General features: G+C 70.1%; 13 protein-coding genes and 1 tRNA gene. 10 read left to right on the top strand and 4 right to left on the bottom strand.

The annotated features are described in order from the left end of the window. Positions 1–144 precede the first annotated feature (144 nt). Positions 145–2,094: a bifunctional diguanylate cyclase/phosphodiesterase gene (locus OHA03_RS19015; RefSeq protein ID WP_267005013.1), complete on the top strand. Its 1,950-nt coding sequence runs from the start codon at positions 145–147 to the stop codon at positions 2,092–2,094. A gap of 124 nt (positions 2,095–2,218) precedes the next feature. Here the strand turns inward: OHA03_RS19015 and OHA03_RS19010 are convergent, their stop codons facing one another. After that, entirely contained in the window at positions 2,219–3,292 is a 1,074-nt protein-coding gene (locus OHA03_RS19010) for an LLM class flavin-dependent oxidoreductase (RefSeq protein ID WP_267005012.1), read from the bottom strand. A 103-nt stretch (positions 3,293–3,395) separates the two neighbouring features. Then, on the bottom strand, positions 3,396–4,139 hold the full coding sequence (locus tag OHA03_RS19005) for a decarboxylase (protein WP_267005011.1): 744 nt from the start codon (positions 4,137–4,139) through the stop codon (positions 3,396–3,398). A 163-nt stretch (positions 4,140–4,302) separates the two neighbouring features. Between OHA03_RS19005 and OHA03_RS19000 the strand changes: the two genes are divergently transcribed. The 9 genes from OHA03_RS19000 to OHA03_RS18960 all read left to right on the top strand — a co-directional run bounded on the left by OHA03_RS19000 (position 4,303) and on the right by OHA03_RS18960 (position 11,801). Beyond that, the gene (locus OHA03_RS19000; RefSeq protein ID WP_267005010.1) at positions 4,303–5,262 is read left to right on the top strand and encodes a D-2-hydroxyacid dehydrogenase; all 960 of its coding nucleotides are present in this window, start codon (positions 4,303–4,305) and stop codon (positions 5,260–5,262) included. A gap of 256 nt (positions 5,263–5,518) precedes the next feature. Further along, positions 5,519–6,421: an ectoine/hydroxyectoine ABC transporter substrate-binding protein EhuB gene (gene ehuB / locus OHA03_RS18995; protein ID WP_267005009.1), complete on the top strand. Its 903-nt coding sequence runs from the start codon at positions 5,519–5,521 to the stop codon at positions 6,419–6,421. A 19-nt stretch (positions 6,422–6,440) separates the two neighbouring features. Continuing rightward, positions 6,441–7,181, top strand: coding sequence for an ectoine/hydroxyectoine ABC transporter permease subunit EhuC (ehuC, locus tag OHA03_RS18990; protein WP_267005008.1), 741 nt, complete (start codon positions 6,441–6,443; stop codon positions 7,179–7,181). Beyond that, complete coding sequence (gene ehuD / locus OHA03_RS18985) at positions 7,178–7,819, top strand: ectoine/hydroxyectoine ABC transporter permease subunit EhuD (RefSeq protein ID WP_267005007.1); 642 nt, start codon at positions 7,178–7,180, stop codon at positions 7,817–7,819. Before ehuC ends, ehuD begins: the two co-directional genes overlap by 4 nt. Further along, complete coding sequence (ehuA, locus tag OHA03_RS18980; RefSeq protein WP_267005006.1) at positions 7,809–8,660, top strand: ectoine/hydroxyectoine ABC transporter ATP-binding protein EhuA; 852 nt, start codon at positions 7,809–7,811, stop codon at positions 8,658–8,660. Before ehuD ends, ehuA begins: the two co-directional genes overlap by 11 nt. Positions 8,661–8,845: 185 nt before the next feature. Then, positions 8,846–9,604 (top strand): IclR family transcriptional regulator, encoded by a 759-nt coding sequence (locus OHA03_RS18975; protein ID WP_267005005.1) that lies wholly within the window; start codon positions 8,846–8,848, stop codon positions 9,602–9,604. Positions 9,605–9,644: 40 nt separating this feature from the next. Further along, a complete protein-coding gene (locus OHA03_RS18970; protein WP_267008096.1) occupies positions 9,645–9,989 on the top strand; it encodes a HAMP domain-containing sensor histidine kinase in 345 nt (114 codons plus the stop codon). A gap of 93 nt (positions 9,990–10,082) precedes the next feature. Then, a tRNA-Lys gene (locus OHA03_RS18965) sits at positions 10,083–10,156 on the top strand. Positions 10,157–10,289: 133 nt separating this feature from the next. Continuing rightward, a complete protein-coding gene (locus OHA03_RS18960; RefSeq protein WP_267005004.1) occupies positions 10,290–11,801 on the top strand; it encodes an MFS transporter in 1,512 nt (503 codons plus the stop codon). Between the two features lie 84 nt (positions 11,802–11,885). On the opposite strand, the gene OHA03_RS18955 is transcribed toward OHA03_RS18960, so the two are convergent. Further along, the gene (locus OHA03_RS18955; protein WP_267005003.1) at positions 11,886–13,565 is read right to left on the bottom strand and encodes an AMP-binding protein; all 1,680 of its coding nucleotides are present in this window, start codon (positions 13,563–13,565) and stop codon (positions 11,886–11,888) included. Positions 13,566–13,591: 26 nt separating this feature from the next. Next, positions 13,592–14,182 (bottom strand): lytic polysaccharide monooxygenase, encoded by a 591-nt coding sequence (locus OHA03_RS18950; protein ID WP_267005002.1) that lies wholly within the window; start codon positions 14,180–14,182, stop codon positions 13,592–13,594. Between the last annotated feature and the right edge of the window lie 139 nt (positions 14,183–14,321).

Below are 14,321 nucleotides of genomic sequence, written 5' to 3'. Positions count from 1 at the left end.
CGGAGAGCTGGAACGGGCCGGACGACAACCTCTATGCTTCACCACGCTTTCCTGCGTGGTTTCCGCCCCGACAACGGCACTCCACGCGGCGGGCCCAGTCCGACCACATCTGTTCAGGACAGAACTGCACGGCGGGAGCGAGCGGTGAGCGAAACCTCCGAAGGGCCGAGGCCCCCGGCAGGCGCAGCGCCCCCTACCGCGCGACCGCCGGTCACGGAGCGTCATACGGATCCCGCGTCGGCGCGGGCCGGAAACGGGGCCGCGGACGGGATCGCGGACAGGGCCGGAGACGGCCTCGCAGGCGGACCCGCTGACGGCATCGGTGGGTCCGGGCCGGCCGCCGGCCGCGGCGCCGACTACCGGGCCGTCTTCCGGGCCGCCACCCTTCCGATGGCCGTCGTCGACCACGAAGGCCTGATCCTCACCGCCAACGACGCCCTCGGCGCGCTGCTCGGCGCCGACCCCGTGGCGCTGACGGCGCAGTCCGCGTCCGATCTGCTCGACGTCTCGTCGGACGGCCGCACCTGGCATGCGTACCGTGAGGTGCTGCGCGGCCGGCGGTCCCGGTTCCGCTGCACGCGCAGGCTCAAGCACCCCGACGGGCGCTCGCTGTGGGCCGAGATCACCGTCGCGCCAATGCCGCAGACGCCACCCGGTTCCTCCCCCGGTTCCTGTCCCGTACTGCTCTCCGTCGCCGACATCAGCGACCGGCGCGAGCTGCAGAAGCGGCTGCGCCACCTCCAGATGCACGACCCGGTGACCCGGCTGCCCAACCGGACACTGTTCTTCGAACGCCTCTCGGCCGCCCTGGTGACTCCGCCGGACCAGGACGGTCCCCGGCGGCACGGCCGGATCGGGCTCTGCTACCTCGACCTGGACGGGTTCAAGGCCGTCAACGACACGATGGGCCACCGGATCGGCGACCGGCTGCTCGCCGCCGTCGCCGCCAGACTCACCGACTGCGCCGAACAGGAGAACCAGCACCGCACCGGCACCTCACTCGTGGCGCGCCTCGGCGGCGACGAGTTCGCGATCCTCGTCGAGGAGTCCGCCGGTGCGCAGCAGCTCACCGATCTCGCCCGCGCGGTGCTCACCGCCCTGCAGAAGCCGTTCGACCTGGCCGGACAGCGGCTGGCCGTATCGGCGTCGATCGGCGTAGTGGAGCGGGCCGTGGCCGGCACCTCGGCGACCGGTCTGATGCAGGCCGCCGACACCACGCTGTACTGGGCGAAGGCGGACGGGAAGGCCCGTTGGACGCTCTTCGACCCCGAGCGCAACGCTCACCGGATGACGCGGCAGGCGCTCTCGTCCACGCTGCGGCCGGCTGTCGAGCGCGGCGAATTCACCATCGAGTACCAGCCGCTGGTCGGGATGGCCGACGGAGTCGTACGCGGGGTGGAGGCCCTGGTCCGCTGGAACCACCCGCAGTTCGGCATGCTCTCGCCGAATCGGTTCGTCGCGATCGCCGAGGAGGACGGCTCGATCGTCCAGCTCGGCCGGTGGGTGCTGCAGTCGGCGTGCCGCCAGGCCCGGCGCTGGCAGCTGGACCACCCGACCGAGCCGCCGCTGTTCATCAGCGTCAATGTCGCCGTGCGGCAGGTCTGGGACTCGGACCTGGTGACGGATGTCGCGGAGATCCTTGCCGAGACCGGCCTGGCACCCGGACTGCTGCAGCTCGAGCTGACCGAGTCCGCGGTGATGGGCTCGGCGGGCCGCCCGCTGGAGGCGCTCCAGGCGCTCAGCGACATGGGCGTCCGGATCGCCATCGACGACTTCGGGACCGGCTACTCGAACCTCGCCTATCTGAGTCGGCTGCCGGTGTCCGTACTGAAGCTGGACGGCTCGTTCGTACGCGGCTTCCGTTACGACGACGGCGCGCACCCCAGCCCCGCCGACGAGACGATCGTCGAGGCGATGGTGCAGCTGGCGCACCGGCTGGGGCTGACGGTCACCGCGGAGTGCGTGGAGACCGCGGGCCAGGCGGAGCGGCTGCGCCGGATCGGCTGCGACACCGGCCAGGGCTGGCTCTACTCACGAGCGGTGGCCCCGGAACGCATCGCGGAACTGATCGGCACCAGACCCCTGCAACGCTGAGCGGCCTGCGACCAACCCGATCCCGCCCGGCAAAATCAAGCCCGCCCGGCGCTTGAGGGCATCCTTCAGCCCGCCCGGCGCTTGAGGACAGAACGGTCAGGCGGACGACCGCCCCACACACCCCTCAGCCGCGCAGCCCATACGCATCCGCGATCAGCTCATAGCTCCGCACCCGCGCCCCACCCCCATGCGCATTGGCAGTGATCATCAACTCGTCCGCACCGGTCCGCTTGGCCAGGTCGTCCAGCCCGGAGCGGACCTCGTCCGCCGTTCCGTGGATGACGTTGCCGAGCCAGCTGTCGACGAACTCGCGCTCCATGGGGGTGAAGGCGTACGCCTCCGCCTCCTCGGGGGTCGGGATCAGACCGGGCCGGCCGGTGCGCAGGCGGACCATCGACAGCGCACCGGTCAGCACCTGGCGCCGGGCCTCGCGCTCCTCGTCGGCGGCCAGCGCCGAGACGCCGATCAGGGCGTACGGGGCGTCGAGCACCGCGGAAGGCTTGAACGACTCCCGGTACAGGTCGAGCGCCGGGATCGTGTTCTGCGCCGAGAAGTGGTGGGCGAAGGCGAACGGCAGGCCGAGGACGCCGGCCAGCCTCGCACTGAACCCGGAGGAACCGAGCAGCCAGATCGGCGGGCGGCCGGTGGGGCCCTGTACCGGGCCCGGGACCGCGTGGATGGGGGCGTACGGGTGACCGTCGGGGAAGTCGTCGTCCAGGAACCGGGTCAGCTCGGCAAGCTGCTGCGGGAAGTCGTCGGCGCCCTCGTTCAGCCGGTCGGTGCGGCGCAGGGCGGCGGCGGTCGCGCCGTCCGTGCCGGGCGCGCGGCCCAGGCCCAGGTCGATACGGCCGGGAGCCATGGCCTCCAGGGTGCCGAACTGTTCGGCGATGACGAGCGGGGCGTGGTTGGGCAGCATCACCCCGCCGGAGCCGAGCCGGAGCCGCTCGGTGTGCGCGGCGAGATGGGCGAGGATCACGGCCGGGGACGACGAGGCGACGCCGGGCATGGAGTGGTGTTCGGCGACCCAGAGGCGGTGGAAGCCGCGGCGTTCGGCCAGTTGCGCGATGTCCACGCTGGTGCGGAGCGCCTGGGTCGCGGTGCGGCCCTGGCCCACGCTCACCAGGTCGAGCACCGAGAGCGGCACGGGGGCCGTTCCCTCGGCCCGGCCGCGAATGTCGTCGCCTCGGTTGTTGTCCACGTGAAGGCCTCTCCGGTGATGCGCTGGCGTCCGGACGCGTACGTCCGGGATGCCTAACAGGAGGTTGTCTCCGCTTATTCCCCGGCCGGTCACGCCGGGCCGGTCACGCCCCCACCGGGGCCGGTGGCGCCTCCCGGGTGGCGAAGAGCGTGCCCAGCTGCGGCGCCCAGGTACGGCGGCGGGCCAGTCGCAGCGCCTCGAACACCGTCACCTGGTTCGCGGTGAGAACCGGCTTCGCAAGGAGTTCTTCCAGGTCCCGGATGTGCGCGGCGGTGTGCAGGGCGGTGTCCGGCAGCAGTACGGCGTCCGCGTCCGGGCGGTCCGCGGCGACGGCGAGCTCCTTCAGCCGGTCCGGACCCCACGCGGCGGCCTCGGCTGCGGAGGTGACGCCGCCGCTGTGTGTGGCGATCACGTCGATGCCCGCGGCGCCCAGGAACTCGCTGAAGAGCCGGGCGATCTCCTCGGGGTAGGTCGCGGCGACCGCGACGCGGGCGGCGCCCAGCGCCCGTACCGCCTGGACGAAGCCGAGCGACGCGCTGGAGGCGGGCAGTCCCGCCGCCCGGGCCAGGGCAGTGGTCTGCCCATGGGCGCCCTCCCAGCCGTACACGAAGCTCCCACCGGTGCTGGCCCAGACCACCGACTCCACGCCGGCGCGCCGCAGCTCCTCGATACCGGCGGCGAGGCGTTCGGGCTCTCCCAGCTCTCGCAGGGTCTCGGGGCGCCGGTCGTCCTCGCCGGGTTCGGTGCGGTTCACGACCAACCTGATGGTGGTATCGAGGATGACCTCCATCCGTGGGAACTCGTCCTCCGCGAAGTGGCCCGGATAGAGGAATCCGACGGTCGTCATGTCCACCCTCCTGCACTGCTGGACCGGTGTACTGCCGCTACTGCCCCTCTCTGCCCAGTATTCCCCTCGGCAGCCGCCGCCCACATTCCCGTTGACGGAGCCGGGCCGGGGTGCGAGCGTGGTCAATCCGCACATCTCAGACACAGCGGAGCCACCGTCTCTCATGCCAGAGCCCACCCTGCTCGTCCTGGACACCGACCCTTCGCCGCGTCTCGGCCGGCTGACCGGACGGGTCCGGATCCGGTACACGGACGAGGCCGGCCTCGCCGGGCAACTGCCGCACGCCGATGCTCTGCTGGTGTGGGACTTCACCTCCGACGCGGTACGCGCCGCCTGGCCGGGCGACGGGCCGCGGCCCCGCTGGGTGCATACGGCGAGCGCGGGCGTGGACCGGCTGCTCTGCCCGGAGCTGGCCGCGTCCGACACCGTGCTGACCAATGCCCGGGGCGTCTTCGAGCGGCCGATCGCCGAGTATGTGCTGGGCCTGGTGCTGGCGTTCGCCAAGGACGTCCCCGGCACGCTGGAGCTGCAGCGGCAGCGGCGGTGGCGTCACCGCGAATCGCAGCAGGTCGCGGGCGCCCGCGCGGTGGTGGTCGGGGCCGGGCCGATCGGCCGGGAGATCACCCGGTTGCTGATGGCGCTGGGGGTCCAGGTGGCGCTCGTCGGGCGTACCGCGCGCCGCAGCATCCATGGCGCCGAGGATCTGGACCGGCTGGCGGCGCTCGCCGACTGGGTGATCTGCGCGGCGCCGCTGACGGAGCACACGCGCGGGATGTTCGACGCGCGGTTCTTCGGGCTGATGCAGCCGTCGGCCCGCTTCATCAATGTCGGGCGCGGCCCGATGGTCGTCGAGGAGGATCTGACCGACGCGCTGCGCAGGCGGTGGATCGCGGGCGCGGCCCTCGATGTGTTCGCGCATGAGCCGCTGGATCCGGGGAGCGCGCTGTGGGACGTACCGGGGCTGATCGTGTCCCCGCACATGAGCGGCGACACCGTCGGCTGGCGGGACCGGCTGGGTGAGCAGTTCGTGGAGATGTACGAACTCTGGGCGGCCGGGAAGCCCTTGCCGAACGTGGTCGACAAGCGGCTCGGGTACGTACCCGTCCGGGACCGGAGCGAGTGACCCCAACCGGTCGGACTCGATGACCACTTCATCCACCCATGACGGACATCGCCACATGACGGTGAGTCATGGACCGTTCCACCCCGGGAAATACGCGCTGCGCACCGGCCGTCGCGCTCCGCCCACATGGAGACACGGGAAGGTCACGCCCCAGTCACCGTTCGATTACATGCACCCTCTTCCTGCATAGGCGCACGGGATCGGGCAGGCGCTGAACCTGTCCGGACTGTTCGACCCCTCCAGGAGACTGCGAACCATGGCTGACTTCCCGAACCTGTCCCGTCGGGGCTTTCTCAACCGATCGGCGGCCGTAGGCGGTCTGCTCGTCGTGCCCGGTCTGCTCTCCGCGTGCAGCAAGACCGACGCCGGTTCCGCGGACGGTGCGGGGGCACTGGAGGCGCTCCGCAAGCAGGGGTTCGTCCGGGTCGCGTACGCCAATGAGGCCCCGTACGGCTACATGGAGGGCAAGCAGCTCAAGGGCGAGGCGCCCACCCTGCATCGGGAGATATTCAAGGCGCTCGGCGTCGACGAACTGAAGCCCACCCTCTCCGAGTGGGACGGCCTGATCCCCGGGCTGCAGGCGGGCAAGTACGACGTGGTCAGCGCCGGCATGGCGATCACGCCCGAGCGTTGCGCCAACGCCATCTTCTCCGAACCCGAGTTCATCTCGCCCACCGCGCTGATGGTGAAGAAGGGCAACCCGAAGAAGGTCACCGACCTGGCATCGGCGAAGGCCGCCGGGGTCGTCGTCGGTGTGATGTCGGGTGCCGTCGAGGCGTCGTACGCCGAGGGGGCCGGCATCTCCAAGGACAGGATCAAGTCGCTGCAGAAGCCGCAGGACGGCGCCGACGCGGTCAAGGGCGGCCGGATCGACGCGTTCCTGCTCACCGGAATCTCGCTGCGGTGGCTGGCGAGGACCAACCCCGGTACCGAGGTCACCGAAGCCTTTCTGCCGGAGCTCGACGGCAAGCGGCAGTACAGCCCCGGCGGCGCCGTCTTCCGCAAGGGCAACGAGGATCTGCGGGACGCCTTCAACCGCGAGCTGAAGAAGATCGTCTCCGACAGGTCGCGCTATGTCGGCCTGCTCGAGGAGTACGGCTTCGGAGCCACCGAGCTGCCACCGACAACCCTGAAGACGGCCGATCTGTGCAAGGGCTGACAGGGACGGACCCCACCGCATGAGTGATTTCTTCTCCGCCTTCGTCGACGATCTGCCGCAGCTGCGCTCGGGGCTCTGGGTGACCCTCCAGGCGACCGTCCTGGGGGCGCTGCTCGCCCTGCTCCTGTCCTTCGTCCTCGGTCTGATGTCGGTCAGCCGGCTGCTGGTGACGCGCGGCGTGTCACGCGTGGTCGTGGAGTTCTTCCGCGGCACGTCGCTCTACATCCAGCTGTTCTGGCTCTACTACGCAATGCCGCCGCTGACGGGGTACGAACTCACGCCGCTGCTCTGCGGCGTCGTCGCCTTCGGCCTCAACTACGGCGCGTACGGCTCCGAGGTGGTGCGCGGTGCGATCAGCTCCGTACCCCGCGCCCAGTACGAGGCGGCCGTCGCGCTGAACATGACGCCGCTGTACCGGATGCGGAAGGTGATCATTCCGCAGGCCTGGGTGCAGATGATCCCGTCCTTCACCAATCTGCTGATCCAGCTGCTGAAGTGCACCCCGCTGCTGTGGCTGATCTCCGCGGCCGACCTGATGACCGTGATCCAGCAGTTGCGCGACCGAACCGGTGAGACGCTCACCGCGTATCTGACCCTGCTGGTCGCCTACTTCGTCCTGGCCTACGCGCTGACTCTGCTGATGAATCTGCTGGAGCGGAGCGCCAAGCGACGGCTGGGTCTGCCGACCGGTGCGGGCTCGCTGCTGCGCAGCCGCAGCGCCACGGAGGCCGTCGCCTCTGCGGCCGGAGGTGCCCGGTGAACGGCTTCGACTGGAACGCCGCCCGGGACGCACTTCCCCTGGTGCTCGAAGGTTTCCGGGTCACGCTGCTGGCGACCGTGCTCGGCACGCTCGTCGCCGCGGCACTCGGGCTCGCCGTCGCGGTCGCCGGACGGGCCCCGAGCAGGTTCGTGACCGTGCCGGTTCGGGTCGTGATGGAATTCATCCGGTCCACCCCACTGCTCGTCCAACTGGTCGGCGCGGCAGCCCTGTTCACCTCGGTGGAGCCGCTGACGATCGGCATTGCGGTGCTGGGCGTGCACTACGCCGCGTACACCTCCGAGGTGTACCGCGCCGGGATCGACGGTGTGCCGAAGGGCCAGTGGGAGGCCTGCCGGGCGCTCTCGCTCACCCCGCGGCGGACCTGGCAGGCCGTGATCCTGCCGCAGGCGGTGCGCAATGTGCTGCCCGCCCTCGGCAACTACGCGATCTCGATGTTCAAGGAGACCCCGTTCCTCGCCGTGATCACGGTGCAGGAAATGGTCTTCGAGGCCCGTAAGTACGGCGCCGACCACTTCGCCTACACCGAGGCATTCACGCTCGCCGGACTGGTCTTCCTGGTCGCGAGCTACCCCACCTCGCTGCTGATGAGAAAGCTGGAGAAGCGCCTTGGCCACTGAACCTCTCCCCCTGCAGAAGGCGGCGGCCGCGGCCCCCGTGGACATCGTCCCGGTCCCTGCCACGTCGCAGACCGCCCATCCGCTGGTCCGCTTCGACAACGTCGTGAAGCGGTACGGCGACCATGTCGTCCTCGACGGGCTGGACTTCTCGGTGCGGCGCGGCGAACACGTCACGCTGATCGGACCCAGCGGCTCGGGCAAGACCACCATCCTGCGGCTGCTGATGACGCTCGAGAAGGTCAGCGACGGAGTGATCTGGGTGGACGGCGACCCGCTGTCCCACGTCAGGGCTCCCGACGGTTCGCTGAGGCCGGCGACCGAGAAGCATCTGCGCGAGGCCCGGAGGAAGATCGGCATGGTCTTCCAGCAGTTCAACCTCTTTCCCCATATGAAGGTGCTGCAGAACATCACCGAGGCACCGGTCAGCGTGCTGGGCATGGACCGTGACGAGGCGGAGACCCACGCCCGCGAGCTGCTCGATCTGGTGGGGCTCTCGGAAAAGGTCGACGCACACCCTTCCCAGCTCTCCGGCGGCCAGCAGCAACGGGTGGCGATCGCCCGCGCGCTGGCGATGCAGCCGGAGATCCTGCTCCTGGACGAGGTGACGTCCGCACTCGACCCGGAGCTGGTGGCGGGCGTGCTGGACCTGCTGGGCGACATCGCGCGGAACACCGACATCACGATGCTCTGCGTGACCCACGAGATGAATTTCGCCCGGGACGTCTCGAAGAAGGTGCTGATGTTCGACGCAGGGCGGGTAGTGGAGGCAGGTTCGCCGGAAAAAATCTTCACCGATCCTGAACACGAACGTACGCGCGAGTTCCTCGACGCAGTGCTGTGACCTCGCCCTCCATCGGCCGCTAATGACTTTGGCATATGCCAGACGGGTGCGCCCCAGCTGACAGCGCCGGGGCGCCTCAGCAAGTCGTCAACAGGCCCCCCTCAAACGCCATTTGGCGGCTATCGTGGTGCGGAAGCTTGCGGTTACGACCTGGTCTTGCGGTCACAACCTGGTAGGGGGAAACCGTGGCGTTGAAGCCCGAACCGACCGCACCGTTCCACTCGGTGCAGTACGCCCTTCGTGTTCTCGAAACGGTCTCCAAGCACGGCAACGGCGTTCTGGACGCCCAGATCTCCCGCGAGACGGGGCTGCCGGCCGGGCATCTCGCCCCGCTGCTGCTGATGCTGCGCCGCGAGGGCTATGTCGAGCAGATCACCGACGGCGCCTATGTGATCGGCGCCTCGCTCCTGCTTCTCGGCTCCGGCGCCGGCCGCAGGCAGGCCCTGGAGACGAAGCTCCAGCAGACACTGGACCAGCTGCGCGACTCCGTCGGCGCCGCGGTGTACATCAGCCGGTACGTCGACGGCGAGATCCGGGTCACCCAGTACGCCGACGGTCCGCGCACCCCCGCGGTCAACGAGTGGGTCGACTTCCGGTCCGCCGCGCACGCCAGCGCGATCGGCAAGTGCCTGCTGACCCAGCTCGACCAGAACGGCCGCCGCGACCACATCTCGCGCCACAAGATCGCCCGGCTCACCTCGCGGACCATCACCAGCGAGAAGGTCCTCTTCTCCAAGCTGGACAGCCAGCCGGCGACGGTCCCGGTGCTCGACCTCCAGGAGTACGCGGTGGGGACGGTCTGCGCGGCCGTCCCGCTGACGGCGGGCTCATCGGCCGGCTGTCTGGCACTCTCCCTGCCGGTCGAGGATGCGCACCGGCTGCGCTCGGCAGCGGACACCCTGAACCGGCGGGCCGCTCCGGTCCTGCTGTCACTGGCGCTCTGAGGGCTGCTGGAGGACGGCCCCGGCCACCGGCGACGACGTACTGCTCCGCCAGCTCACCCTGAATCTGCTCCACAACGCCCTGCGGCACAATCTGGCCACCGGCGGATCGCTCACCCTGAGCACCGACCCCGACCCGGCAGACCCTGGCCGCGCCGTCCTGACCGTCACCAACACCGGGCCCCTCCTGCCCGACACGGTCGACCACCTCACCGAACCGTTCCTGCGCGGCAGCGGACGTCTGGCCGAGAAGGACCCCGCGCGCCGCGGGCACGGCCTCGGCCTGGCCCTCGTCGCCGGTATCGTCCGCGCCCACCACGGCGACCTGACCTTGACCCCCAACCCCGACGGCGGGCTCACCGCCCGCGTGTCACTCCCCAGCCCCTAAGGGCGTCCGGTCAGGCCCGATGTCCCCGCGGGCCCGTCGCGGGCGCGTGTCATCAGCACCTCCCGGGACCAGGTATTATTTTCGAGTCAGCAGGCGCCGCTAGCTCAGTTGGTTAGAGCAGCTGACTCTTAATCAGCGGGTCCGGGGTTCGAGTCCCTGGCGGCGCACAGACAACGCAGTGGGCGGTCTACGTACTTGTACGTAGACCGCCCACTGCGTTTTTTGCTGCCCGCCGTTCCATACAAACGTGTTACACAGACGTACTAGACACTTGTTTTAAACGCTCGTATATTTCCTGGCATGACGAACGCGACGAGCACCACCACTGATCGCAGTGACCTCGCCGGCCGCAAGGAGTGGACCGCCTTCGTGGTCCTCCTGCTCCCCCTCCTCCTTGTCTCGATGGACGTCTCCGTCCTCTTCTTCGCGATCCCGTCCATCGACCGGGACCTCGCCCCGAGCGCCACCCAGCAGCTCTGGATCTTCGACGTGTACGGCTTCGCCCTGTCCGGCCTGCTCATCACGATGGGCTCGCTCGGTGACCGGATCGGCCGCCGCAAGCTGCTGCTCCTCGGGGCGGTCGCCTTCAGCACCGCGTCCGTCGGCGCGGCATACGCCACCAGCCCCGAGATGCTGATCGGGGCGCGCGCGCTGCTCGGGATCGGCGGAGCGACGCTGATGCCGTCGACGATGGGGCTCGTACGGAACATGTTCCGCAACGAGCAGCAGCGCAGCACCGCGGTCGGCATCTGGTCCGGCGCCATGGCGGGCGGGATCGCACTCGGCTCGGTGCTCAGCGGGTTCATGCTGCAGCACTTCTGGTGGGGCTCGGTCTTCCTGATCAATGTGCCGGCGATGGTGCTGCTGCTGGTTCTGGTGCCGGTGCTGGTCCCGGAGTTCAAGGACCCGAACCCGGGGCGGTTCGACCTGTGGAGCGTGCCGCTGTCGATGGGCGCCGTGCTCCCCGTCATCTACGGTGTCAAGGAGAGCGCCGCCCACGGTCTCGACGCGCGCAACGCCCTGCTCATCGCCGTCGGCCTGCTCGTCGGCTGGGTCTTCGTCCGCCGCCAGCGCGTCCGCGACGATGCGATGATCAGCCGGGAGCTGTTCCGCGGGAAGGGCTTCGCCGCCGGAATCGGCCTCAACTCCCTCGCCGCCTTCGCGATGATGGGCTCCGCCTTCTTCACCACCCAGTACCTCCAGTCGGTGCTCGGCATGTCCACGATGGAGGCCGCCCTGTGGAGCCTGGCCCCGTCGCTGGCGGTGGGAGCCGCGGCGCCGACGGCCACGGCGATCGCCCAGCGGATCGACCGTATGCAGGTCATCTCCGCCGGATTCGTCATCGCCGCCGCCGGGTTCGCTCTGCTGGCCCTGTCCGACACGGACTCGCTGTGGCTGCTGCTCATCGGCTCGGCCGTGATGAGCTCGGGCATCGTCACCGTCATGGCGCTCGTCTCGGACCTGGCGCTGGCGACCGCCCCGCCGGAGAAGGCCGGTTCGGCCGCGTCGCTGCTGGAGACCGGTCAGGAGTTCGGCGGCGCGATGGGCATGGCGCTGCTGGGCGCGGTCGCCACCGCGGTGTACGGAGCGGACCTGCCGGACTCCGCACCGGAGGCCGCCCGCAAGACCCTGCCGGGGGCGCTGGCCACGGGGGACGCGTCGCTGATCTCGGCGGGCCGGGAGGCGTTCGTGCACAGCATGCAGTACGCGTCGGTGGCGGGATCGCTGATTCTGCTGGCGGGAGCGGCGCTCGCCGTGGCACTTCTGCGGCACGGCAGTGGGGCCCGGAAGCAACTGGCCCCGACGCACTGAAGGGCCGTCCACGTCACCTTGTCCGTTCTCGTTCGCCGGACGGGTTCGAGTTTCGGGCCCGTCGAGGGGCCCCTCCGATGCCCTTCAGGCCATGGGGGAGATCGAGGACAGGAGGGCGGTGCGTCCGTGCGCCTCGTACTCGGCGAGCAGGCCGGCCAGTTCCTCGCCCCCCAACGGGCCGTACTCACCACCGCCCACCCCGTTCCACCACACCGGGTCCGTGCTCCGGAAGCCCTCGCGGCGGAGCGCGACCCGGTGCACCTTGTTCGTCGCCGTGACCGGCATCGCCGGGACGATCCGCACGAAGCGGGGAGCCATCTTCGTCCCCAGATCCGGCTGGGCCGCCAGGAACGCGGCGAAGGCGGCCGGGTCGAACGCCGCCCCCTCACGCAGTGCCAGCGCCGCCATCACCTGGTCGCCGGCCACCGGGTCCGGCACCGCGTACACCGCGACGGCCGCCGCGTCCCCCCAGCGGGCCAGGATGTTCTCGATCATCGCGGCCGCCAGGTTCTCGCTGTCGACGCGCAGCCGGTCGTCCGTGCGGCCCGCGAAGTAGAGGAAGCCGTCGAGGTCGCGGAAGAACAGGTCCCCGGTCCAGTACCAGCCGCCGCGCACCCGCGCCGCGTCCGCCTCCGCGTTGCGCCAGTAGCCCTCGAAAGGGGTACGACCCCGGTTGACCAACTCCCCTATGGCCTCGGCGCCGTTGACCAGTCGTCCGTCCTCGTCGAGGACCGCGGCGGCGCGCTCCTCGCCGGTCTCGGGGTCGACGACAGCGAGATCGTCCCGGGCGGAGGCCCGCCCGATGGCACCCGCCGGGGTGTCCGGGGTCCGCTGGATCGCCGCGCCGCCCTCGGAGGATCCGTACCCCTCCACCAGCCGCACCCCGAACCGCTCCCGGAACCTTGCCGCGTCCACGGCACCCGCCTCGGTGCCGAAGCCGAGTCGCAGCGGATGGTCACGGTCGTCGGGGCGCTCGGGAGTGGCCAGCAGGTACTGCACGGCGCGGCCGACATAGGTGAAGTACGTGGCGCCGTACGCCCGTACGTCGTCGAGAAAGCCGGAGGCCGAGAAGCGGCGGCGCAGGGCGACCGAGGCGCCGCCGGCCAGTGCGGGGGCCCAGTCGGCGATCACGGCGTTGCCGTGGAACATCGGCATGCAGACGTAGTGGACGTCGTCGCGCCGGACCCCGAAGTGGTCGACCAGCGACTGCCCGGCCGCAGCCAGCCGCCCCTGGGTGCAGATCGCGGCCTTGGGCGCACCGGTCGACCCGGAGGTGAAGTAGAGCAGCATGCGGGTGGCGGACCGGACCTCCCCGAGCACCGCCTCGCCCGGCTCGGCCCCCGCGTAGCCGGCGAGCAGCTCGGCGTACGCGTCGGTGTCGGTGACCAGCACCCGTACGCCCGGCAGATCGAGCCCGTCGAGCAACGGCAGGTGCGCGCGTTCGGTGACCAGGACCCTGCAGTCGGTGTGCATGATGTCGCGGGCCAGCTCGGCGCCGCGCCGGGTCGGGTTGATGCCCGCAACGGCGGCCCCGGCCAGGGCCGCCGCGCTCAACCACATGGGGAATTCGGGGGTGTTGTCGAGCAGCACCCCCAGGTGAGGTTCGCTGCCCGCCGGCAGCAGATCCACCAGGAGCGCCGCCCGTGCAGCAGCGCCGGCGGCGACCTGATGGTGACTGAGGACGGTGTCCTCATGCCTCAACCCGGGCCGGTGGTCGCCCCATTGGCGCTGTACGAACTCCGCGACGGTGCCTGCGCTCCCCATGGCGCCGCACGTTAATTGACTAGGCGTCAGAACTGAACATCGGAGCACGCGTAGAACGCGTTCCCGGTGTCCGCTATGTTCCAGACGCTCAGGATGATGTGCCGCCCGGTCTTCTGGGTGGGGATGGTGCCCTGCTGGGTCAGGGTGGCCGGGGGCTGCTGACCGCCGTACGGCACGGTCATGAACGGCTGCGACTCCAGCGCCGCCCTGGTGAGCGGCTTGGTGGGGTCCCAGCCGTTCTTGGTGATGTAGTAACGGAAGTCGGTTGTGGCGTGGCGGGCGGTGAACTGCCAGCGGAAGCTGAAGCCCTGACCCGCGGTGACCTTGGTGGCGGGCCAGTTGCCGCCGCGCGGATCGTCCAGTGCGGCGAAGTTGTCGTGGGCGCCGGAGCAGATCTTGCCGTCGGCCGGACCCGCCGCCGGGAAGCCCTTGGGAGCCTCGACGCTCTGCGGCTCGTACTGGATGGCACCGCAGCCGGTGACGGTGCCGTTGGCACACAGCTTCTGGCGACTGATGGGGTTGTCGGTGTAGCCGTGACTGCCTGCGCTGCTCGTCGCGAACATCGAGACGCCCGCGATGGCGAGGCCTATGACGGCCGCGCTCGCCCGTTTACGCATTGCTGTCGCTCCTCAAGAACGTGGGGGAGGTTCCATGAGCACTGCTGCGCGCGTGATGGTGCGGTCTAGACCAAGCCTTAGATTATTGACAGGGCATGAACATGTCCAGACCAATGGGAGTGGGATTCCGGTTACCCGC

The sequence above is a fragment of the Streptomyces sp. NBC_00154 genome (assembly GCF_026342835.1).
In the GTDB taxonomy this organism is placed as follows: Bacteria; Actinomycetota; Actinomycetes; order Streptomycetales; family Streptomycetaceae; genus Streptomyces.
This window is presented reverse-complemented; position numbering and strand designations above follow the sequence as displayed.

Coding starts and splice junctions, on each gene's coding strand:
- OHA03_RS18950 (WP_267005002.1), bottom strand. CDS start 14,182: ATGCGTAAACGGGCGAGCGCGGCCGTCATAGGCCTCGCCATCGCGGGC.
- OHA03_RS18955 (WP_267005003.1), bottom strand. CDS start 13,565: ATGGGGAGCGCAGGCACCGTCGCGGAGTTCGTACAGCGCCAATGGGGC.
- OHA03_RS19000 (WP_267005010.1), top strand. CDS start 4,303: ATGCCAGAGCCCACCCTGCTCGTCCTGGACACCGACCCTTCGCCGCGT.
- OHA03_RS18960 (WP_267005004.1), top strand. CDS start 10,290: ATGACGAACGCGACGAGCACCACCACTGATCGCAGTGACCTCGCCGGC.
- ehuC (WP_267005008.1), top strand. CDS start 6,441: ATGAGTGATTTCTTCTCCGCCTTCGTCGACGATCTGCCGCAGCTGCGC.
- OHA03_RS19005 (WP_267005011.1), bottom strand. CDS start 4,139: ATGACGACCGTCGGATTCCTCTATCCGGGCCACTTCGCGGAGGACGAG.
- ehuB (WP_267005009.1), top strand. CDS start 5,519: ATGGCTGACTTCCCGAACCTGTCCCGTCGGGGCTTTCTCAACCGATCG.